We start from the raw sequence: 18405 nt of genomic DNA, 5'->3' as shown, positions 1-18405 counted from the left end.
ATAAGTTCTCCGGCGAGGGCGTTTTTGGGAGATACGAAGACCTGGAATCAATGGAGGCCGGGCTGCGGGAGAGATCAGCACCTTTTAATCGAAGCGTGACTAACCCGCATTCATATGCCCCGGGAAGGTTGGGACGATCGGGCGTTCACCGGACTCGAAGCAGCCATCGTCTTCATCGCCTTTATCGTCGTCGCTGCGGTCTTTGCGTACGTCGTTCTCGGGCTGGGCATGACCACGTCGCAGAAGAGCCAGGAGACGATGCATGCCGCTCTCGGTGAAGCCGGATCCGCCCTCCGCCCGGGACAGTCGATCATCGCCAAGCTGGATAACGGTCAGGGTCTCGTCGAGTTCATGGAGTTCGATCTCGAGACCGCGACCGACCTCGCCGTCATCGATCTGGGGAGCATGACCTACACCATCGCGACGAAGAAGACTCTCGTCACGTTCCCTCCCGGCGACCCTCGCGTAACCATCACCTGGCGGTATCCGGAGGACGGCGGAGCCCTCCTTGAGGCGGGGGAGACCGTCATGGTGAGACTGAATACGATCGGTGTGGAGATCGGGCGGGGAGATACGTTCACCCTCCAGGTGATCGCCGCCGGGGGAGAGACCGTTTCGCTGACCAGAACTGTTCCGGCGGGTATTGGGAAGAATGTCTACGTCGAACTCTTCTGAAGCCGGATTCACCGGACTCGAGGCTGCAATCGTGCTGATTGCATTTGTTGTCGTTGCAGCCGTCTTTGCGTACGTCGTTCTGGGGGCGGGTCTCCTCTTCTCCGAGGAGAGCCGATCCACCGTTCACCGGGGGATCCAGGAGGCGGGGTCGAGCCTCACCGTGACCGGCGGCGTATACGGCGTCAGCAACACTCCCGGGATGATAAGTTCCATCATCGTCCCGGTCGGTCTCACCGCCGGTAGCGAGCCGATCGATATCACCACGGTATCCGTCCGCCTGATCGGCGCCGCACACAGGGAGACGGTTTACCGGAATGAGCCACTCATAGACGTCGCCCCCGAAAAAGGGAACTGGAGCGTCCAGGAGCGGTTCAACGCCGATTCCGATCACCTTCTCGAGGCCGGAGAGCAGTACATCCTGAACATCTCACCGAATGGCAAGTCGGATTGCATGGCGTACCGGACGTTTGCCGTCGAGCTCAAACCGGCCGGGAGGCCGGCGCTCCGGGTGGAGAGAACGGTGCCGGGCAGCATCACCACGATCACCCGGCTTGACTGACGCCTCTACCCGGCGTACAGGTACTCCCGGTACCGTATCGCCCCGACGACCCCGACTGCCGCCACCATTGCGAGCAGCAGGTAATCCTCCGGCCCCGCCCCGGCCATCAGGATGCTCTCCGGGCTGCCGGCTGCCCAGGCGAGGAGTGAGACGAGGGCGAGGATTCCGAGGAGCGGGACGGAGACGCGGACGAGTGCCGCGGCGAGCCCGGGTCTGCCGGAACCAAAGCCCCGGCAGGCGGCGAGAGCGATCCCGGCCGATGCCGCGAGGAATATCCATTCGGAGAGCGAAGAAACCTCGGCAAGGATGGCCCCGCCGAAGTAGTCGGTGAACCCGTAAGGCTGGTACGGGCCGAGGAGCGGGAAGTACCAGGTGACGGGGATTGCCCACATCGCGTCGAGAAGATGGTGGGAGAGTGCTCCCGCCGCGACGGCGAGGAGCGCAAAGGATTCTCGTCTCCAGTACAGGGCGATGCCTGCAACTGCGAGGAGCGCGAGGAAGAGCAGTCCGTGCCCGAAGAGCCGCCCGGAATCGAGCGTGCCTGCAAGAAGAATGTGGCCGACCGGCTTGTCGATCAGGTCGGGAAGGACGGCCCCGAGAGCAGAGAAGCCGATGAGCCGCCGGTCGTCGAGGCGTCCGGCGAAGGCGAGGCCCAGGATGAGGCCGAGGAAGAGGTGGCAGGCGACGAACACTTTTCATGAAGATGATGCCGGTGGTTATATTCCTGCTGCTCGGGGTGGGGCAAACGATATGGCCGGGGAGAGCCGATAACTCTCCGGACTATGGCAACGCTTGATCGGCAGGAGATCCTCGTCATCTTCGCCTCGTTCCTCATCGGCAGCGTGGCGGGGTGGTGGAGCCGCACGCAGTGGGGTGACGGCCTGATCGCAGTCGCCGCGACGCTTGCCGGAACCGTTGCCGGCTACTTTATCATCATAACCGTTCTCCGGGCCGTGGGTCACCCGGTCGGGTAGCCGGGGTGAACCCGGCGGTTCACGTGGCCGCCGATTGGCCGGAACGGTGTATCCGGCCGGGATCGTGTCCCGCCGGGAGATCCGTCCCTTGCTCTTCCCGCACCCGCCCGCCTTCGACCGCGAGGACGCGGTCGGCGAGCGTCAGGAGCGACGGGCGGTGGGTGATGAGGATGGTCGTCCGGTTCCGGACGAGAAGCCGGAGCGTCCGGCAGATCTGCTCCTCGGTCCGCATGTCGAGCGCGGATGTGGGCTCGTCGAGGATGAGGATGGGAGCATCCTTCAGGAAGGCTCTTGCAATGGCGACCCGCTGCCGCTGGCCAACGGAGAGTTGCGTCCCGCGCTCCCCGACGATCGTCCGGTACCCGTCCGAAAACCCCATGATCTCATCGTGAACCTGTGCTTTCCGTGAGGCTTTGACGACCTCCTCGAAGGTCGCCTCGGGCCTGCTGTAACGGATGTTCTCCTCGATGGTGGTGTGGAAGAGGAAGAGATCCTGCGAGACGAGCGATACCTGCCGCCGCAGCCATCTTGGATCGAGCGACGCGAGATCGCGGCCGTCGAGGGTGATTGTACCCTCCTGCGGCGCGAACGCCCGGAGGATCAGGTTCACGAGCGTCGTTTTTCCTGCTCCTGTCCGCCCGACGACGGCGACCACCTCGCCGGGACGGATGACGAAATCTGCGTCCGCGAGCACCGGTTCCGACTCCGCGTACCCGAACCGGACACCGGAGAACTCCATCCTGCCCTGCACCGCGGCGGGCACGACCCCGCCGCCGGCCGGCTCCCCGTCCATCGCGAAGAGGTCGCGCAGGCGGGAGGCGGATGTCGCCGCGGGCTGCATGACGACGGGAAAGGCGAAGAAGGTGTTGACGGTGGGGGCGAACGTCACGACGTAGACCGCGAACGCGACGAAGTCCCCGACGGTCATGCCCCCGGCGAGCACCTCGTTCCCGCCGACCCAGAAGACGGCGATCAGCATGAGCGACATCGTGCCGATCCTGAAGTACTCCGAGAACGCCGAAAGCATCGTGTTTTTGATCCGGGCATCGACCATGCTCCGGAGCGTCCCGGAGACCCGGTGCACCTCCCGATCCTCCGCGGCGTGCGTCTTTACCGTTTCGATGCCGGAGATCACTTCCTGGATATCGCGGGAGACGTAGGCCTGCCGTTCGCGCTCCCGGTGGGTGGCGGCGCGGATCCGCCGGATGAAGACGGCGTTGACCAGGAGGTAGAGCGGGATGAAGGCGGCGACGACGAGGGTGAGTTTCAGACTCAGGATGCAGAGGATGGCGAGGGTGAAGACGACGTAGAGGCCGTTTGCGACGATCAGGGGGAGGTACTGGGAGACGGTGTACTGCAGGATCTGGACATCGTCGGAGAGGCGGGACATGATGTAGCCGGTCTGCTGCGACTTGAAGTACGAGATCGGGAAACTCAGGACGTGCTCGACGAGGGCGGTCTGGAGGTTGAAGGCGTAGCCCTCCCGGAACCGGGCGGTCCAGTAGTTCCGCAACAGATCCATGCCGCCGGTGAAGAGTCCGAGCACCAGGAGTGCGGCGATGAGGGTGTCGAGCGAGGAGAGGATGGCGCCCGCCCCTGCGAGGATAGCGCCGGAGGCCTCCGTTCCGCCGAGCAGGATGTTGTCGATGAAGAACTTGATGCTGAGCGGGAGCACGGTCTTTGCCGCCGAGACGAGAGCGGTCGCCGCGAGGGCCAGCACGCCCACCATCCTGATCGGCCGGGCGAACCTGAGGAAGAAGGCGAGGTCGGAGAACCCGAGATCGGTCTTCGCCGCCACCGGCTGGCGCATGATATCCCGGGTGAAGGCGACGGTGCGCCGGCAGCAGTCTGTGATGCTCATGGTATGGGTCCCCGTTGAGGAACGGTCCCCGGTCTTCTGCCGGGTCTCCGTTGCAGTCCCATATCGTTCAGGCGTATAATACCTGCGGCACGGAGGTCGGGGCAAACCAGAAAGGCTATTGTGTGGCGTGGTGAAGGCTCCATATGGTATCGCTGAACGCCGGTCGCTTCTCCGGGGCGGTTCCGGGTGCACTGGTGGTCGGTGCGGTTTTTTTCTCGGCTGGCTGGGTCTCCTCTCGGCCCCGATCATGACGGTGGCGCTCCTCTTCGGCGGGGGTTTCATCGCCGGTCTCTTCACCCGGGGCAGGGTCAGGGACGGGGCCGTTGCCGGTGCGGTCTGCGGGGTGCTCGTGGCACTGATCGTAGCCTCTCTAATGGCCTTCGTGAGTCCAGCAGACATGACCTTCGGCTTCTACGCTCTGATTTTCACGGCACTCCTCCTCCCCTACAACGCCGTCGGCGGGGCGGCCGGGACGGCGGTGCGAAACGGGGTCAGGAGAGGCACCGCCGGGCCGGGCGAGCGGAGGCGATGGCTCGGGATAGGAATCGGCACGGCCGTCATCGGCGGTTCGTCTCTCGTCATCGCCTTTCTCGGCCCGCTGATCCTGGCCCCTCCCCTTGTCGGCGGATTCATCGCGGGGTACTCTGCCGGGCCGAGACCGGGGGATGGCCTTGAGGCCGGCCTTGTCGCGGGGCTTTTCGGAACCGGCATCTTCCTGATTCCATTCCTCTGGACGGCATCGCATGCCACGGGGTTCGTCGCCGGGCTCGCGGGGATGGTCGCGATCGCGCTGGGACTGCTCTTCCCACTCCTCGGGACCGCCGCCGGGGTTGCCGGTGCGGTCGTGCGGCCGGGTCCCCGGGATGGTTAAGAGATTGCGGCTGTTTTTGGAGAGATCTCCACCGAAAAAAAGTTACAACTGGGCAGCGGGGGTTGCCCTGGCCGTCCCGGGAACGGCCACTCGCTTTTCAAGAATGGTGACGGCGATGGTCGTGATCGAGACCAGCACGAGGTAGACGATGCCGACGGCAGCAAACGACTCCGTGTAGGTGAAATACTTCGTCGCCACCAGTTTCCCCGCCCCGGAGAGTTCGATCACCGTGATCATGTAGGCAAGCGACGAGTACTTGATCAGGTAGATGAACTCGTTTGAAAGCCCCGGTATCGCCCGGCAGAGCGCCTGCGGCAGGATGACGTTTCTGATCGCCTGCCATCGGGTCATCCCGAGCGCCTGGGCGGCAACCATCTGGCCTTCCTTGATCGATATGAGGGCGCCCCGGATGTACTCGGCGTTATACGCTCCGTTGCAGAGGATAAATCCGACCACCGACGCCACGAACGCGGTGAAGGTGATCCCGATCGACGGGAGCCCGAAGTAGAGGATGAAGAGAAGGAGGAGCAACGGCGTACCCTTGATGAGAAAGACATACGTCTTGCAGAGCCAGGATATGACCGGGTGACCGTACTGCCTCCCCACCGCGACGGCGATCCCGAGCGCGAGGCCGAACGGGGCGGAGCACGCGATCAGCTGCAATGTCACGATCAGCCCCTGCATCAGCGCCGGGAGGAGAATCTCAAAGAGGAATACTGCCTGATCCATGCCGCTCCTCAGTCATCCATCCGGGAATCGATCCGGCCGATGAAGTCCTTCATCCGGGTGAACCGCGGGTCATGCAGGAGCAGGTCCGGCGACCCCTGTTCGGCAACCACGCCGTTCTCCATGAAGAGAACCTCGTTTGCAACCGAGCAGGCAAACCCCATCTCGTGGGTGACGACGAGCATCGTCATCCCGTTCCGGGCCAGTTTCTTCATGACCTCGAGCACCTCCCTCGTCAGCTCGGGGTCGAGCGCGGAGGTCGGTTCGTCGAAGAGGATGACGTCCGGGTCCATGGCAAGCGCCCGTGCGATGGAGACCCGCTGGGCCTGGCCGCCGGAGAGTTCCGCCGGGTAGTGGTCGGCCCAGTCCTCCAGCCCCACCTGCCGAAGTTCGGTGAGGGCCTTCTCCCGCGCTTCCGCCTTCCCCATGCCCCTGACCTTCAGGAGCGCCAGTTCGACGTTTTTAACTGCGGTGAGGTGGTCGAAGAGGAAGAAGTTCTGGAAGACCATCCCGATCTTCTGCCGGAAGTAGTTGATCCTGGCTCCCGAGTTCGTGACCTCCTCCCCGTCGAGCCAGACCCTTCCGTGGTCGGGCGGCGTCAACTGGTTGATGCACCGGAGAAGCGTGCTCTTCCCTGTCCCCGAGGGGCCGATGAAGACCTTTGTCTCGCCGCGGCGGACGTCGAACGATACTCCGCGCAGCACCTCGGTCTCCCCGAAGGACTTGTGTATATCCTCGACTCTCAGCACAATGTCGTTGTCGTTCATGCTCTACATCGCTCCGGTTCCGAATCCCGGGATTGCTATCCTCGCCTCAAGCCTGTGCAGGAGTTTGAGGCCGCCGTAGTTCAGGACGATGAAGATCCCCGCCGTGGCGAGGTAGACGGGCATGGTTATGTGGGTCTGCGTGACCATCCGTGACGTGATGGTGAGCAACTCCACGACCCCGATCGCGTAGCAGACCGCCGAATCGGTCAGGATGTTGGGGTACTCGTTCGACCAGCCCGGGAGCGCTATGCGCATCGCCTGGGGAAGGATGACCGAACGGATGGCGGTGAGCCTGCTCATCCCGAGGGATCGCGCCGCGATCATCTGTCCTTCGCCGACCGACTGTACGGCTCCCCGGAAGATCTGGGACTGGTATGCCGCCCCCCGGAGGCCCAGCACGACCGCCCCGACGACGAACGCCGAGAGATGGCCGAGCCCGATCGCCGGGAATATGCCGAACCAGAAGAGGAAGAGCAGGACGAGGATCGGGAGACCCCTGAAGAACCATACATAGATCCCGACGGCCCACCGGATCGGTCGCGCCCCGTAGACCTGGCCGAGCGCCATGGGCAGTCCGAAAAGGACTCCAAGGCCGAGGGCGGCGAGGACAAGACCGAGGGTAGAGGCGACGCCTGAAAGGAGATATGGTAACCAGTCGATGAGAATCGGCAAAACGTCCATTTGGCTATTCCTGAATCACTGCAGTCTCTCCGGCAAGAACGGTGCCGGGTACTCTATGCATGAATCTGACGGAGAGCAAAATAAACGTTGCCAAATCCGCCCCGGTTGAGCAGGTTGGCCGTTCGCCGCAGCGGGAGGTTCTTATCCCCGGAGGCGGATTCGACTGTATCCGCGGCAAACGCTCTCCACGCCATGCTCCGGGAGGCTCCAGCAACACTTAAGTATGTGGGGGAGGGGGAAGAAGGGGTATGCCATCTGCACCCGATATCAGGATCCCTCTCGATGTCCCCTCTGAGGAGCAGGAGAGGTACCGGGAGAACTACCGGAAAATCACGCACGGTACCGGGAGACTGATGCTCTTTGCCGGGGACCAGAAGGTCGAGCACCTCAACGACGATTTCTACGGTGAAGGCATCCATCCCGACGACGCCGATCCCGAACACCTCTTCCGGATCGCGGACCGGGCGAGGATCGGGGTCTTTGCGACGCAACTCGGGATGATCGCGCGTTACGGTGAGGATTACCGGGATGTCCCCTACCTCGTCAAGCTCAACTCCAAGACCCATCTGGTCAAGACCGCCCAGCGCGATCCGCTCAGCTCGGAACTCCATCTCGTCCGGCAGGTCGTCGACCTCCGCGACCGGACGGGGCTCGCGATCCTCGGCGTCGGCTACACGATCTACCTCGGGAGCGAGTACGAACCGATGATGCTCTTCCAGGCGGCGCAGATCGTCAACAACGCGCACGCAAACGGGCTCATCACCGTGCTCTGGATGTATCCCCGGGGCAAAGCGGTCAAGGACGAACGCGACCCGCACCTGATCGCGGGCGCGGCGGGCGTCGCGGCGACCCTCGGGAGCGACTTCGTGAAGGTGAACCCGCCGAAGGCGGGCGACAGGATCGACGCCGCGCTGCTCCGGGAGGCGGTGGCGGCCGGCGGCAGGACCGGGGTTGTCTGCGCGGGGGGATCGCATGCCGACGCGCCGGAGTTCCTGCAGCAGCTCCACGACCAGATCCACGTCGGCGGCACGCTCGGGAACGCGACCGGCAGGAACATCCACCAGCGGCCGCTCGACGAGGCCGTCCGGTTCTGCAACGCGATATCGGCGATCACCCTCGACGATGCGGGCGTCGACGAAGCGGTCGGGATCTACGAGGGAGGTAAGTGAGGGTATGACGACGGTCGGCATACTGACGGGAGGAGGAGACTGTCCGGGCCTGAACGCGGTTATCCGGGCGGTCGTGCGGACGGGGGCGAAACACGGGTTCGACGCGATCGGGATCCGGGACGGGTGGCACGGGCTGGTTGCCGGGAACGTCGAACCGCTCACCGACTACTCGGTGACCGGGATCCTCCCGAAGGGCGGGACGATCCTCGGGACGTCGCGGACGAACCCCTTCAAGAACGAGGCCGATGTCCAGCGGCTGCGCGACAACATCAGGAAGTTCGGGATCGACGCGATCGTCGCGATCGGCGGCGAAGATACCCTCGGCGTCGCGAACAAACTCTCGAAGATAGGCATCCCGGTCGTGGGTGTCCCGAAGACCATCGACAACGATGTCGGCGCGACCGACTACACCTTCGGGTTCGATACCGCCGTCTCCATCGTCACGGAGGCGATCGACCGCCTCCACACGACGGCGGAGTCGCACCACCGTGTCATGGTGGTGGAGGTGATGGGCCGGCATGCAGGGTGGATCGCGACCGTGGCCGGGATTGCGGGCGGAGCAGACGAGATCCTGATCCCGGAGATCCCGTTCGACCTCGACGAGGTCACCCACCATCTCCGGGTGCGCTACGAGCGGGGGAAGAAGTTCAGCATCGTCGTGGTCGCCGAAGGCGCCCAGCCGAAGGGGATGGCGGAGGCGATCGCGCAGTCCGCCCGGACGGATGAGTTCGGCCATGTCACCCTCGGCGGCGTCGGGAACTTCCTGCGCGACGAACTCGAGAAGCGGCTCGATATGGAGGTGCGGGTGACGGTGCTCGGGCATATCCAGCGCGGCGGCTCCCCGACGGCGCACGACCGGGTGCTCGCGACCCGGTTCGGGGTGGCGGCGGCGGACCTCATCAAGGAGAAGGACTTCGGGAAGATGGTCGCGCTCCGGGGGAACGATATCGTCGCGGTCCCCCTCGAGGAGGCGGTGGCGAACCTCAAGACGGTGGATATGGATCTCTACAAGATCGCGAGCATCTTCTACGGGGGGTGAGCGGAGACCCTAACGCCGGTGCAGGTGCCGGTGGTGGATGTCGGGCTGGTGCGGGTGCTCGTGGGCGACCTCGGCATGGGCGTGTACGTGGGAGTGCTCCCCGGCCGCCGGGAGCGGCGGGTCGCCGGCCTCGTGGTCGTGGTCGTGGTGGAGGTCGTCGTGGCGGTGGCGATGTTCGTGGATGGTCGCCGGGTGCCGATGAGGGTGCGAATGCTCCTCGGAGATCATCAGCCAGGCCCCGATGGCCATGACGGGCAGCGCGACGTAGAAGGCGCCTGCCGGAAGTTCGGCGAAGAGCAGGAGCGAGAAGAGGACGCCGAAGAACGGGGAGACGGCGAGGAGCGAACCCGCCCGGGCTGCACCGATGCCCCGGAGGGCGAGGAGGAAGAGGATGCTCGTCAGGCCCCCGTAGCAGAGGAACCCGACCGCCATGGCGGCGGCAGCCGTGGCCGTGGCCGGGAGGTGCTCCCCGGCGGTGAGCGCGACGAGGAGCGTGACGGTGCCGGCGCCGATCCCCTTTATGGAGATGACGAGGAGGGGATCCTTCGCCGAGAGCCGCTGTCCCAGGTTGTTGTCGACCGCCCAGAAGAGGCAGGTGAGCAGGATGCCGAGTGCCGGGAGGGAGAGGCCGAGTCCGGCGGCCGGGTTCCAGGTGAGGAGGAGGCACGATGCGGTGATGCACCCGAGCGCAACCCAGACGCGGCGGCTCACCCACTCGCGAAAGATCGTCGCGGCAATCAGCGTCGTGGCAACGGCCTCGAAGTTCAGGAGGAGAGCCGCCGTCGCCGCAGGCGTTCCGGGGAGGCTGTACACCAGGGTGACCGGTGCGAGGAGCCCTCCAAAGAGCGTCACGCCGATGAGCCAGGGTATGTCGCTCCTGCCGGGCGGCGCCTCGATCTGGCTCCGCCGGGTTCCCGCCGCCGTTCCGGCGAGGGAGAAGAGCAGGGCGCCGCAACCGCTCCCGAGCGAGACGAGTGCGGCGAGAGCGAGCGGCCCGATATCGGCGAGGAGAAGTTTCGTGAACGGGGCGCTCCCGCCGATCAGGATCGCCGTCGCCAGCGCACAGAGGACGGGTGTCCGGTACTGTGTCAGGATGGATCCGTTCTCTACAGCGGCGGGTTTACGCGGGTACAGGAGAGTTGCCTCCGGGATGATTGAATGTCGTGAAAAAGGAGGGACGAGTCGTCCCCGGTTACTTCAGGTTGTGTTTCTCTTTGAGTTCTTCCCAGTAGGGATCGGCCTGCAGTTCCGCAATCCCCTCGTTCATGAACTCGAGGAGCGCAGTGTCCTCCTTTCTGATGGCGACGCCGAACTGCTCCTGTTCCTGTGTCTCGACGGAGCCGATGGTCTTCAGCGGCTTGCCTGCGATGATGTCCTGGATGGAGACGTCGTCATACATGACCGCGTCGATCCTGCCGATCTCGAGGTCGCTGACGGCAGCCGGTGTGTCGGGGTAGTATCTCAGGTTGTCCTTGGACATCTTTCCGGTCTCGACCAGGTTCTCCTCGATCCAGATGGCGGCAGTGCATCCCCGCTGCACTCCGATGATCGCCTTTCCGGCAAGAACGTCATCAAGCGTCACGTTCGAGTCTTCGCGGGCTACGACGTCCTGGTTGATTGACCAGTAGGGGTCGCTGAAGTTGACCTTCTCCAGCCGCTCGGGGGTGATCGACATCCCGGCATAGACCATATCGATCTTTCCTGCCTGGAGAGTCGGGATGATGGCGTCCCAGTCGACCGCCATGAACGTCACCTTGACGCCCTTCTTCTCGGCGATCCACTTCATGGAATCGACATCGAATCCCTGGGCGTTACCGTCCTTATCGACGTAGCTGAAGGGAGGATACGCGCCGTCGATACCGACGACGTAGTCCGGTTCGGTGGTCGTACCGGTGCACCCTGCACCTGCGACTGCCAGCACTGCGACGATACATGCGAGCAGCGTGAGAATACCATACTTTTTCATAAGGGAAGGGTTAGTTAGACGAGTAAAATTAACCTTTTGATTTGGCGCTGCCGGAGGTGCGGTTGGCTTTGCAGCCCGCGAAATCTCTCGTTTCGGAGCAAATATTCGCCGTCGCCGCCCTTCCGCCCGGACCGGTGCGGCCTCCGGCGTCCTGCCGGCGTTCACAGCAGGAGAGGTCGGTCGCTTGCGGCCGGCACGGAGTAATCATCCCCGCCATGGTACGGCCGATAGGTATTTATCGTATCTTACCTCTTCTGAGGCCGCCTCCCGGAAGGGAAGCGCAGATATGGATGGTGAGCAGCATGAAAGGCATGAAAGAATCCGCCGCGAGCGGGATGTCGAAAGTCGCCGGGTCCCTGCAGGAACTCGACCCCCGGATCATCGAACAGATCACTTCGAAGATCAATTTCCCCGCATCGAAAGGCAATCTTATCTCCCAGGCGAAGGAGAGCGGAGCGCCCCAGGGCCTCCTCGACACGTTGAACCGGTTTGAGGATAAGCAGTACAACAGCCAGGAAGACATCAAATCAGAGTTTCAGAAGGTCCAGCAGAAGTAACCCTTTTTTAGTCATACACAGGCGCCGGAGGCGGCACCTGGCCCTGACGAATCGTTTCTCAGGCCGGCCCCGTGCCGGGAGCCATGCAGGCAACCGCACCGTGCCGGGAAGTGCCTGGCATGGGGCGCTCTGCCGGAAAGGCTCGCCACCCGTCATCTATATCTGGTCACCCGGTGCACGGCGCCGCATGTTCATCATCGGACACCGGGGAGCGAGGGCCCTCGGGCCGGAGAACACCCTGAGCTCTCTCCGAAAGGGTATGGCCTGCGCGGATCTCGTCGAGGTCGACCTGCGCCTCACACGGGACGGCATCCCGGTCGCGATCCACGATGCAACCCTCGACCGGACGACGGACGGGGCCGGGCCGGTCAAGGGTCATACCGTCGAAGACCTGGCCGGACTGGACGCCGGCGGGGGCGAGAGGATCCCGACGCTAGCGGAGATTCTCGACCTCGTCCGCAACGCTACAGGGCTTGTTGCGGAGATCAAAGAGCCCGGGACGGAGGCGATCATCGTCTCGGCGCTCATGGATCAGATGCCGGAACGTCTCTTTTTAGTCTCGTTTCATCCCGCAAGCGTTGCGACGGCAAAGAGGCTCCTTCCCGGGGCGCAGGCGGGCCTCATCTACTCTGAGGAGACCGGCGATCCCGTAGCGCTCGCCCGCTCGGTGCAGGCCGACCTCATCCTCCCGCGATGGGACCGGGTCTCGCGCGAACTGGTGGAGCGAGCGCACGCGGCCGGGCTGCTTGTCGCTCCCTGGCTCTTGAACACGGAGGATGATATCCGTGAAGCGCTCCGGCTCGGCATCGACGGGTTCTCAAGCGATGATCCCTGCGCTGCGCGGCGTTACCTTGAGGGGTTGGCCGGGGAGCGCCCGGTCAGACAAGCGTCCCCGGGAGGTGCTTGAGGAGCCACGCTTTCACCTCGACATAGAGGCTCTCGGCCGTCTCGTCGAGGGTGTGCCCCGCTCCTTCGTAGATGATCAGCCGCCGGGGTTCGCCGGCACGCCGGTAGACCACCTCGGAGGAGTGATGGGAGAGAACCAGGTCGGCGTCCCCGTGCACCAGGAGGATTGCCGCACGGCCGGCGAAGGCGGCGACCGGTTCGGTTCCGGCGGACTGGGTGGCGACGGCGATGACGACCCTGACCGCCGGGACGTTCGCCGCCGCCTGGATAGCCACGGCTCCCCCGAGCGAGTGTCCGACCACCCCGGCGGCCGCGACACCCCGGCTCTCGAGGTAGCGCAGCCCGAGCACCGTGTCGAAGGCCGATTCCACGAGGTCGGTCGGGTGCCGGTACTGCACCCGGAGCGCACTGATCCGGTGGTTCGGAAGATCCTCTGCCAGCCGCGGGTAGAGTCCCCGTGCCGGGGTGTCGAATCCGCCGCCGGTTCCGCCCACCATGACGACGCCGCTTCTGGCTTCCTGCGCTTCGTAGTAGCGGCAGACGGTCGTCCCCCGGTCGGTCGCAATCTCTACGGTGTCGTAGGCCTCGCCGGCCTGTGGGAATCGCCTGATATCCGTTGGGCGCACGTCGACTCTCGCATCCTCCACTTCAATTGCAGCCGTTCCGAGCATGGGGGGCAATAGAGATCGGGTCTATTTGTCCTTTGCGGCAGGGAGGCTTTTGCGCGCCCGGGTAGGGAGCGATCCCGCGAAACCGGGGTAGCGTTCGTAGACCCGTGCGGAAAGTACATTACTATTGATTACAAATTATATACTACGATGGATAAAATTGGGCACAGACTCTTCCAGCATATCGGAGATTCTTCTCAGAAATCCGTTCCAGATAGGCACGCTGCAAGCCCCGATCCCGGGGAGTCCGATGCCGACCTCCTCGACGCTTACTCCCGCGCCGTCGTCCGGGTCGTCGAGTCCGTGGGCCCCGCGGTCGTGAGCGTGGTCGTGGGGAAGAACTCCCCGGGGTGGCGCGGCGAGCAGGTGGGAGCAGGATCAGGCGTGGCCGTATCGCCGGAGGGCTACATCCTGACCAACAACCACGTGGTGCAGGGGGCGGGGAGGATCGAGGTCAGGACGGCGGACGGCACCGCTCTCCCCGCACGCCTGGCCGGGGCCGACCCGGCAACCGACCTCGCCGTGCTCCGCGCCGAGACGGCAGATCTCGCCTACGCGTCGTTCGGGGACTCCGGGAAGCTCGCGGTCGGCCAGCTCGCGATAGCCATCGGCAACCCGCTCGGCTTTGATTCGACCGTCTCGACGGGAGTCCTGAGCGCTCTCGGAAGGGCGTTTCGAAGCCGGGACGGCCGCCTGATCGAGAACATCATCCAGCACACCGCTCCCTTGAACCCCGGCAACTCCGGCGGCCCGCTGGTGGACTCCCGCGGCCGGGTCATCGGGATCAACACGGCCATCATCCCGACAGCGCAGGGTATCTGCTTCTCGATCCCCTCGAACACCGCCTCGTGGGTTCTCCCGCAGCTGGTCGCCGACGGCAGGGTTCGGCGCGGATACCTCGGCATCGCCGGCCAGTCGCAGCCGCTCCCGCAGCACCTCGCTCTGGCGCTTGGCCTCGCCGCGAACCAGGCGGTCGAGGTCGTCTCGGTGAACCGGGCCAGCCCCGCCGGCCGGGCCGGACTCAGGCCGGGGGATATGATTGTCGGGATCAACGAGACCTGCGTGACCTGCGTCGACGATCTGCACCGGTTCCTTGCCGCCTGGCCTATCGCGGAACCCGCAACCCTGACGATTGTCCGGAACCGGCGGCGGATCACGCTCCCGATCGTCCCCGCGGAAGCGGTCGCGTGCACCGTTGCCGGGTGAAGCGGGGAAGGGTTCGCCCCTCTCTCCCGGGGTCTCGAGGTGCAACGGCAAGCCACGGATTGACATGTTTCACCCCATGCGAAGTGCGACGGATAACGTCTGGAGCTTGAGAAGCCGTCAAGCTTCGAGCCGCGATGGGACGAAGGCCGTCGTTGTGCGACAAACAAGCAAGTGGAGCGAGGAAATATCCCGATGCAGTGGACCGTGGGAACATCGCCATGGGGGGGTGGGGACAAAGGGGAGTGCGAGCGCAGCGAGCATGAGAAGGCCGAAGGTCTTCGAGGGGGGCGAGCCCCCCTCCCCGTCGGCCCCTCCCCCGGGGGCGATATGCGACCGGCCGAAGGTGCGACGTTCCTCTGGAACGGAGCTGGAGCACCGGTAGGAACGACGTTCCATGGGAACGGAGTTCGAGCACCGGAGGTGCGAGGTGCGGGGGCGGGAGCACGAGCACCGGAGGTGCGAGGTGCGCGGTCCCACTGAAATCCGTGTCAGTGCATCGAAGCGCTGTCCGTAGAACTTTCGAGCACCGGAGAACGGCGTTCCGGTAGGATGGACGGTTCGTGAGTGCGACTGCCGGGACGGCGCGACGGACAATGTCCGGAGCGTGAGCACCCGCAGGGTGGGAGCAGGAGCTTGAACACCGAAGGTGTGAAGAGGGGTGTCTACTCTCCGTCAACCGGGCATCACGCTCTTCCCACTCCGCGTGAGCCGGCAGGGTATAGCAGCAGGATTGCCCTGATCCCGCCGGCGAACCCGGATTCTCAGGGAACCCACGTTATCCGGGGCTCCCGGCGCACCTGTTTCGGTGAGAGGGGGGCAGGATAGCCGAAGATCAGCGGTGCCACGATCTGGTGGTCGTCCGGAATCTTCAGCGCTGCAAGGAGGTCGGGGTTCTGCTGGATGAGAGCCGCCGAACCGATCCAGCAACTGCCCATACCGAGCGCCCAGGCGGCAAGCATCATGTTCTCCGCGCAGAGCGCGCAGTCGAGGAAGCTCGATGCGGCTTCCCGGGCACCGAGAACCAGGATCAGCACCGGGGCGTTGTAGAAGATGTTGAACGCGGGGTTCTTGAGTGCCTCAAGAAACTCTTCCGTCCCTGCTCCGCCCTCCTCGCCGATCTTCTCGATGAGGATCGGCTTACAGTAATCGGATGCCCGGCGCATCAGGGCACGGTCTTTTACGATCACGAACTGCCAGGGCTGAAGCCCGAGGGCGGTCGGGGCCTGGATGCCCGCAGCGATGATCGCTCTCAGGGCCTCGTCCGGGACGTCCCGGTCGGTGTAGTTCCTGACGCTCCGGCGCTCCCGGATCACGGAGAAGATCTCGATGGATTCGGCATCCGTCATCATGGACTCCGGCTATGGCCTGCCGGCGGTATTTATACCTTGGCGAGGCGGGCCTCACAGGCCTCCCGCCGGGAGCCCCTCTCCCCGGGCCTCCCTTCTGCTTCTTTGTCAACCCGGAGATGTCGCTGAATTATCCGGGAGTTCAAAAAAACCCGGGTTTCACCTGATAACCGGATAGCAATCTTTTTAATCTCCCCGGAGCACAACCACTACAGCGACTTTACTTCGGCGCCGGTGAGATATGACGGACTCGCACCAGGATCGGGCACCCTTTCATAGTGCGGTGCTCAACGCTCTCGAAGACGGACTTCTTGTGGTCGGCGACGACCGGAAGGTCAGGTGGTACAACCCTGCCCTGGCACGAACCCTCGGTATCCGGCAGAAGGACGCCATCGGGATGGAGTTCGGTTCTCTCCTCGAGACATACTTCCTTCCGATCATCGAGGATGACGATTCCATGCAGTTGCTCCGTCATGTCCTTGAGAACGGCGCGGACCTGCCTTCTCTTCTCTGCCGTGCCCGGACACCCGACGGCACCCGGCGCTGGATCTCGGTATCGAGCAAGCAGGCGTTCCCCGTGACCGGGCAGCGGCTCATCAAGATTCGGGACGCCACCGCGGATCTGCATGCGCATCACTTCAGGGTCGCGCTTGACCAGTCCCCGGTGGTCGTCTTCGTGCAGGACGAAGAACTCCGCTACATCTGGTCGTACAACCAGCAGCTGGGGTCTACGGATACGTCCATCATCGGCATGCGCGAAGAGGATGTCTTTCCCGAGAACGCCGAGCATCTTTCCGCGCTCAAGCGGCGGGTTCTTGAGACGGGAGAGTCCGTGCGGGCTGCGGTGACGTTCACCGTCGCGGGCGAACAGCGCGTCCGCGATCTGACGCTCAAGCCGTTCCGGGATGTGAGCGGGGAGATCGTCGGCGTTGCCGGGACGGCCTTCGACGTGACCGAGCGGAACCGGGTAGAGGAGATGCTCCGGGAGAAGACGCACGAACTGAAGAAGCGGATGGACGAACTCCGGTGCCTCTACACCATCACGCACCTCGTCGAGACGCCCGGGATGACGCTCGACAAACTCCTGCAGGCGGTTGCCGATACCCTTCCGATGGGATGGCAGTACCCGGACTATACCGGGGTGCGGATCACCGTCGACGGCCGGGATTACTTCCGGGGCGACCCGGCGGATTCAGCCTGGACTCAGGAGAGCCCGATCGCCGTCCACGGCAAACAGGTCGGTGAGATCGAGGTGCGATACCTCGCGGATATCCCCGAGGGCGGCAAAGGGCCGTTCCTGCCGGAAGAGCAGATGCTGCTGGACGCCATCTCGAAGCGGCTCGGCCGGATCATCGAACGGCTGCAGGTAGAAGCGGCGCTTGAAGAGAGCGAGGAGACGTTCCGGGGGATTGCCCAGCGGAGTTTCGACCTCATCGTCACGTCGTACCTGGACGACGGGCTGAACTACGTCTCGCCGGCGATGGAGCGGATACTCGGGTACTCTCCCGAAGAGATGGTGGGAACCGATTGGGAGGATTACATCCTCCCGACAAGCCTTCTGACCTGGAAAGAGGGGCGACGGAGAGTCCTCCGGGGCGAGCAGATCGAGGGGCTCAAGATCGAGGTCCGGCGAAAGAACGGGGAGACCGCCATACTGGAACTGAACGAGTCGCCGATCATCGAGAAGAAGGCGATCGTGGGGTTCCAGGTGATCGGCAGGGACATCTCCGAGCGGATCCTGCACGAGCGGCTCCGGGAGCAGGCGTTCGATATGACCGAGCGGAATATCGCCCAGTTCGCCGTCCTTGCCGACCACGTCCGCCACCCGCTCCAGGTGATCATGGGGGTCGCGGATCTCCTCGACGACGAGGCGGTCGCGGCGAAACTCCGGGAGCAGGTCCGGCGGATCAATCTGCAGATCAGCGAGCTCGACCGGGAATGGATGGAGTCACGGAAGATCCGGGAGTTCTTGAAGCGGTATGAACTCTGAAGGGCTGTTAGGGGCCTCAGGGTTGTTTTATAGGATCGTGGTTGCACCGGGGTTTCCGTGCAGTGGATCGCAGTGAATTGCACAACTCGCACCGCCCTGTGCTCAAAATCTTGCCGGGACGGTAGTCGCACTTACGAACCATCGCGCTTTTGAAAGCCCTTCGGCTAAAATGACACGGATTTCCAGTGGATATCGCCATAAGGGGGTGGGGACAAAGGGGAGTGCGAGCGCAGCGAGCATGAGAAACTCGAAGAGTTTCGAGGGGGGCAAGCCCCCCTTCCCACCTGACGGTGGTCGAGCTCCGGTTCCACGAACCATCGCACTCCCCGTCAGCCCCTCCTCGCACCTAACGGTGCTCACGCTCACTGCGTTCGCGCCTCGCACCTTCGGTGCTCAAACTCCCGTCCTGCGGACGGTCGTTCTCCGGAGCGTCGTTCCCCCATG

19 protein-coding genes are annotated in these 18405 nt (G+C 64.2%); 10 read left to right on the top strand and 9 right to left on the bottom strand.

Annotated elements, in window-relative coordinates; all coding sequences use genetic code 11:
- Nucleotides 1-114 precede the first annotated feature (114 nt).
- Complete coding sequence (locus MCUHO_RS04065; protein ID WP_067073725.1) at nucleotides 115-675, top strand: archaellin/type IV pilin N-terminal domain-containing protein; 561 nt, start codon at nucleotides 115-117, stop codon at nucleotides 673-675.
- On the top strand, nucleotides 653-1234 hold the full coding sequence (locus MCUHO_RS04060; RefSeq protein ID WP_067073723.1) for an archaellin/type IV pilin N-terminal domain-containing protein: 582 nt from the start codon (nucleotides 653-655) through the stop codon (nucleotides 1232-1234). Before MCUHO_RS04065 ends, MCUHO_RS04060 begins: the two co-directional genes overlap by 23 nt.
- A gap of 5 nt (nucleotides 1235-1239) precedes the next feature.
- Here MCUHO_RS04060 and MCUHO_RS04055 read toward each other — a convergent pair whose 3' ends face one another.
- On the bottom strand, nucleotides 1240-1926 hold the full coding sequence (locus MCUHO_RS04055) for a metal-dependent hydrolase (protein WP_067073716.1): 687 nt from the start codon (nucleotides 1924-1926) through the stop codon (nucleotides 1240-1242).
- Between the two features lie 90 nt (nucleotides 1927-2016).
- Between MCUHO_RS04055 and MCUHO_RS04050 the strand changes: the two genes are divergently transcribed.
- Nucleotides 2017-2208, top strand: coding sequence for a hypothetical protein (locus tag MCUHO_RS04050; RefSeq protein ID WP_067073712.1), 192 nt, complete (start codon nucleotides 2017-2019; stop codon nucleotides 2206-2208).
- Between the two features lie 19 nt (nucleotides 2209-2227).
- On the opposite strand, the gene MCUHO_RS04045 is transcribed toward MCUHO_RS04050, so the two are convergent.
- Nucleotides 2228-4069, bottom strand: coding sequence for an ABC transporter ATP-binding protein (locus tag MCUHO_RS04045; protein ID WP_067073708.1), 1842 nt, complete (start codon nucleotides 4067-4069; stop codon nucleotides 2228-2230).
- Between the two features lie 127 nt (nucleotides 4070-4196).
- Between MCUHO_RS04045 and MCUHO_RS04040 the strand changes: the two genes are divergently transcribed.
- On the top strand, nucleotides 4197-4940 hold the full coding sequence (locus MCUHO_RS04040) for a hypothetical protein (protein ID WP_235808158.1): 744 nt from the start codon (nucleotides 4197-4199) through the stop codon (nucleotides 4938-4940).
- A 42-nt stretch (nucleotides 4941-4982) separates the two neighbouring features.
- Here the strand turns inward: MCUHO_RS04040 and MCUHO_RS04035 are convergent, their stop codons facing one another.
- From MCUHO_RS04035 to MCUHO_RS04025, 3 genes are read right to left on the bottom strand one after another with little or no spacing between them, the layout of a single operon-like run.
- Nucleotides 4983-5669 (bottom strand): amino acid ABC transporter permease, encoded by a 687-nt coding sequence (locus tag MCUHO_RS04035; protein WP_067073689.1) that lies wholly within the window; start codon nucleotides 5667-5669, stop codon nucleotides 4983-4985.
- A gap of 8 nt (nucleotides 5670-5677) precedes the next feature.
- Nucleotides 5678-6433 (bottom strand): amino acid ABC transporter ATP-binding protein, encoded by a 756-nt coding sequence (locus MCUHO_RS04030; protein WP_067073687.1) that lies wholly within the window; start codon nucleotides 6431-6433, stop codon nucleotides 5678-5680.
- A 3-nt stretch (nucleotides 6434-6436) separates the two neighbouring features.
- The gene (locus MCUHO_RS04025; protein WP_067073676.1) at nucleotides 6437-7114 is read right to left on the bottom strand and encodes an amino acid ABC transporter permease; all 678 of its coding nucleotides are present in this window, start codon (nucleotides 7112-7114) and stop codon (nucleotides 6437-6439) included.
- A gap of 248 nt (nucleotides 7115-7362) precedes the next feature.
- Here MCUHO_RS04025 and MCUHO_RS04020 point away from each other — a divergent pair, with 248 nt between their 5' ends.
- Nucleotides 7363-8283, top strand: coding sequence for a beta/alpha barrel domain-containing protein (locus tag MCUHO_RS04020; RefSeq protein ID WP_067073672.1), 921 nt, complete (start codon nucleotides 7363-7365; stop codon nucleotides 8281-8283).
- Nucleotides 8284-8287: 4 nt separating this feature from the next.
- Nucleotides 8288-9322, top strand: a complete 1035-nt coding sequence (locus tag MCUHO_RS04015) for a 6-phosphofructokinase (RefSeq protein WP_067073670.1) — start codon at nucleotides 8288-8290, stop codon at nucleotides 9320-9322.
- Nucleotides 9323-9331: 9 nt separating this feature from the next.
- Here the strand turns inward: MCUHO_RS04015 and MCUHO_RS04010 are convergent, their stop codons facing one another.
- Complete coding sequence (locus MCUHO_RS04010) at nucleotides 9332-10381, bottom strand: DMT family transporter (protein ID WP_153020000.1); 1050 nt, start codon at nucleotides 10379-10381, stop codon at nucleotides 9332-9334.
- A gap of 133 nt (nucleotides 10382-10514) precedes the next feature.
- Nucleotides 10515-11288, bottom strand: a complete 774-nt coding sequence (locus tag MCUHO_RS04005) for an ABC transporter substrate-binding protein (protein WP_067073665.1) — start codon at nucleotides 11286-11288, stop codon at nucleotides 10515-10517.
- A 302-nt stretch (nucleotides 11289-11590) separates the two neighbouring features.
- Here MCUHO_RS04005 and MCUHO_RS04000 point away from each other — a divergent pair, with 302 nt between their 5' ends.
- Nucleotides 11591-11845 (top strand): DUF2795 domain-containing protein, encoded by a 255-nt coding sequence (locus tag MCUHO_RS04000; RefSeq protein WP_067074521.1) that lies wholly within the window; start codon nucleotides 11591-11593, stop codon nucleotides 11843-11845.
- Nucleotides 11846-12032: 187 nt separating this feature from the next.
- Nucleotides 12033-12752, top strand: a complete 720-nt coding sequence (locus MCUHO_RS03995) for a glycerophosphodiester phosphodiesterase (RefSeq protein ID WP_067073663.1) — start codon at nucleotides 12033-12035, stop codon at nucleotides 12750-12752.
- On the opposite strand, the gene MCUHO_RS03990 is transcribed toward MCUHO_RS03995, so the two are convergent.
- Entirely contained in the window at nucleotides 12724-13422 is a 699-nt protein-coding gene (locus MCUHO_RS03990) for an alpha/beta hydrolase (protein ID WP_084385914.1), read from the bottom strand. The genes MCUHO_RS03995 and MCUHO_RS03990 overlap by 29 nt on opposite strands.
- A gap of 147 nt (nucleotides 13423-13569) precedes the next feature.
- On the opposite strand from MCUHO_RS03990, the gene MCUHO_RS03985 reads away from it, so the two are divergent.
- Nucleotides 13570-14625 carry a S1C family serine protease gene (locus MCUHO_RS03985; RefSeq protein WP_067073661.1) on the top strand — a complete coding sequence of 352 codons (1056 nt, stop codon included), beginning with the start codon at nucleotides 13570-13572 and terminating at the stop codon, nucleotides 14623-14625.
- A 761-nt stretch (nucleotides 14626-15386) separates the two neighbouring features.
- On the opposite strand, the gene MCUHO_RS03980 is transcribed toward MCUHO_RS03985, so the two are convergent.
- Nucleotides 15387-15974, bottom strand: a complete 588-nt coding sequence (locus tag MCUHO_RS03980; protein ID WP_235808157.1) for a nitroreductase family protein — start codon at nucleotides 15972-15974, stop codon at nucleotides 15387-15389.
- A gap of 238 nt (nucleotides 15975-16212) precedes the next feature.
- Between MCUHO_RS03980 and MCUHO_RS03975 the strand changes: the two genes are divergently transcribed.
- Nucleotides 16213-17961, top strand: coding sequence for a PAS domain S-box protein (locus tag MCUHO_RS03975; protein WP_067073654.1), 1749 nt, complete (start codon nucleotides 16213-16215; stop codon nucleotides 17959-17961).
- Nucleotides 17962-18405 lie beyond the last annotated feature (444 nt).

The organism is Methanoculleus horonobensis, assembly GCF_001602375.1.
Lineage (GTDB): Archaea > Halobacteriota > Methanomicrobia > Methanomicrobiales > Methanoculleaceae > Methanoculleus > Methanoculleus horonobensis.
This window is presented reverse-complemented; position numbering and strand designations above follow the sequence as displayed.

Excerpts from the sequence above, each read along its gene's own strand:
- MCUHO_RS04065 (WP_067073725.1), top strand. The coding sequence starts at position 115 with ATGCCCCGGGAAGGTTGGGACGATCGGGCGTTCACCGGACTCGAAGCA.
- MCUHO_RS04060 (WP_067073723.1), top strand. The coding sequence starts at position 653 with ATGTCTACGTCGAACTCTTCTGAAGCCGGATTCACCGGACTCGAGGCT.
- MCUHO_RS04050 (WP_067073712.1), top strand. The coding sequence starts at position 2,017 with ATGGCAACGCTTGATCGGCAGGAGATCCTCGTCATCTTCGCCTCGTTC.
- MCUHO_RS04045 (WP_067073708.1), bottom strand. The coding sequence starts at position 4,069 with ATGAGCATCACAGACTGCTGCCGGCGCACCGTCGCCTTCACCCGGGAT.
- MCUHO_RS04035 (WP_067073689.1), bottom strand. The coding sequence starts at position 5,669 with ATGGATCAGGCAGTATTCCTCTTTGAGATTCTCCTCCCGGCGCTGATG.
- MCUHO_RS04030 (WP_067073687.1), bottom strand. The coding sequence starts at position 6,433 with ATGAACGACAACGACATTGTGCTGAGAGTCGAGGATATACACAAGTCC.
- MCUHO_RS04025 (WP_067073676.1), bottom strand. The coding sequence starts at position 7,114 with ATGGACGTTTTGCCGATTCTCATCGACTGGTTACCATATCTCCTTTCA.
- MCUHO_RS04020 (WP_067073672.1), top strand. The coding sequence starts at position 7,363 with ATGCCATCTGCACCCGATATCAGGATCCCTCTCGATGTCCCCTCTGAG.
- MCUHO_RS04015 (WP_067073670.1), top strand. The coding sequence starts at position 8,288 with ATGACGACGGTCGGCATACTGACGGGAGGAGGAGACTGTCCGGGCCTG.
- MCUHO_RS04005 (WP_067073665.1), bottom strand. The coding sequence starts at position 11,288 with ATGAAAAAGTATGGTATTCTCACGCTGCTCGCATGTATCGTCGCAGTG.
- MCUHO_RS04000 (WP_067074521.1), top strand. The coding sequence starts at position 11,591 with ATGAAAGGCATGAAAGAATCCGCCGCGAGCGGGATGTCGAAAGTCGCC.
- MCUHO_RS03995 (WP_067073663.1), top strand. The coding sequence starts at position 12,033 with ATGTTCATCATCGGACACCGGGGAGCGAGGGCCCTCGGGCCGGAGAAC.
- MCUHO_RS03990 (WP_084385914.1), bottom strand. The coding sequence starts at position 13,422 with ATGCTCGGAACGGCTGCAATTGAAGTGGAGGATGCGAGAGTCGACGTG.
- MCUHO_RS03985 (WP_067073661.1), top strand. The coding sequence starts at position 13,570 with ATGGATAAAATTGGGCACAGACTCTTCCAGCATATCGGAGATTCTTCT.
- MCUHO_RS03980 (WP_235808157.1), bottom strand. The coding sequence starts at position 15,974 with ATGATGACGGATGCCGAATCCATCGAGATCTTCTCCGTGATCCGGGAG.
- MCUHO_RS03975 (WP_067073654.1), top strand. The coding sequence starts at position 16,213 with ATGACGGACTCGCACCAGGATCGGGCACCCTTTCATAGTGCGGTGCTC.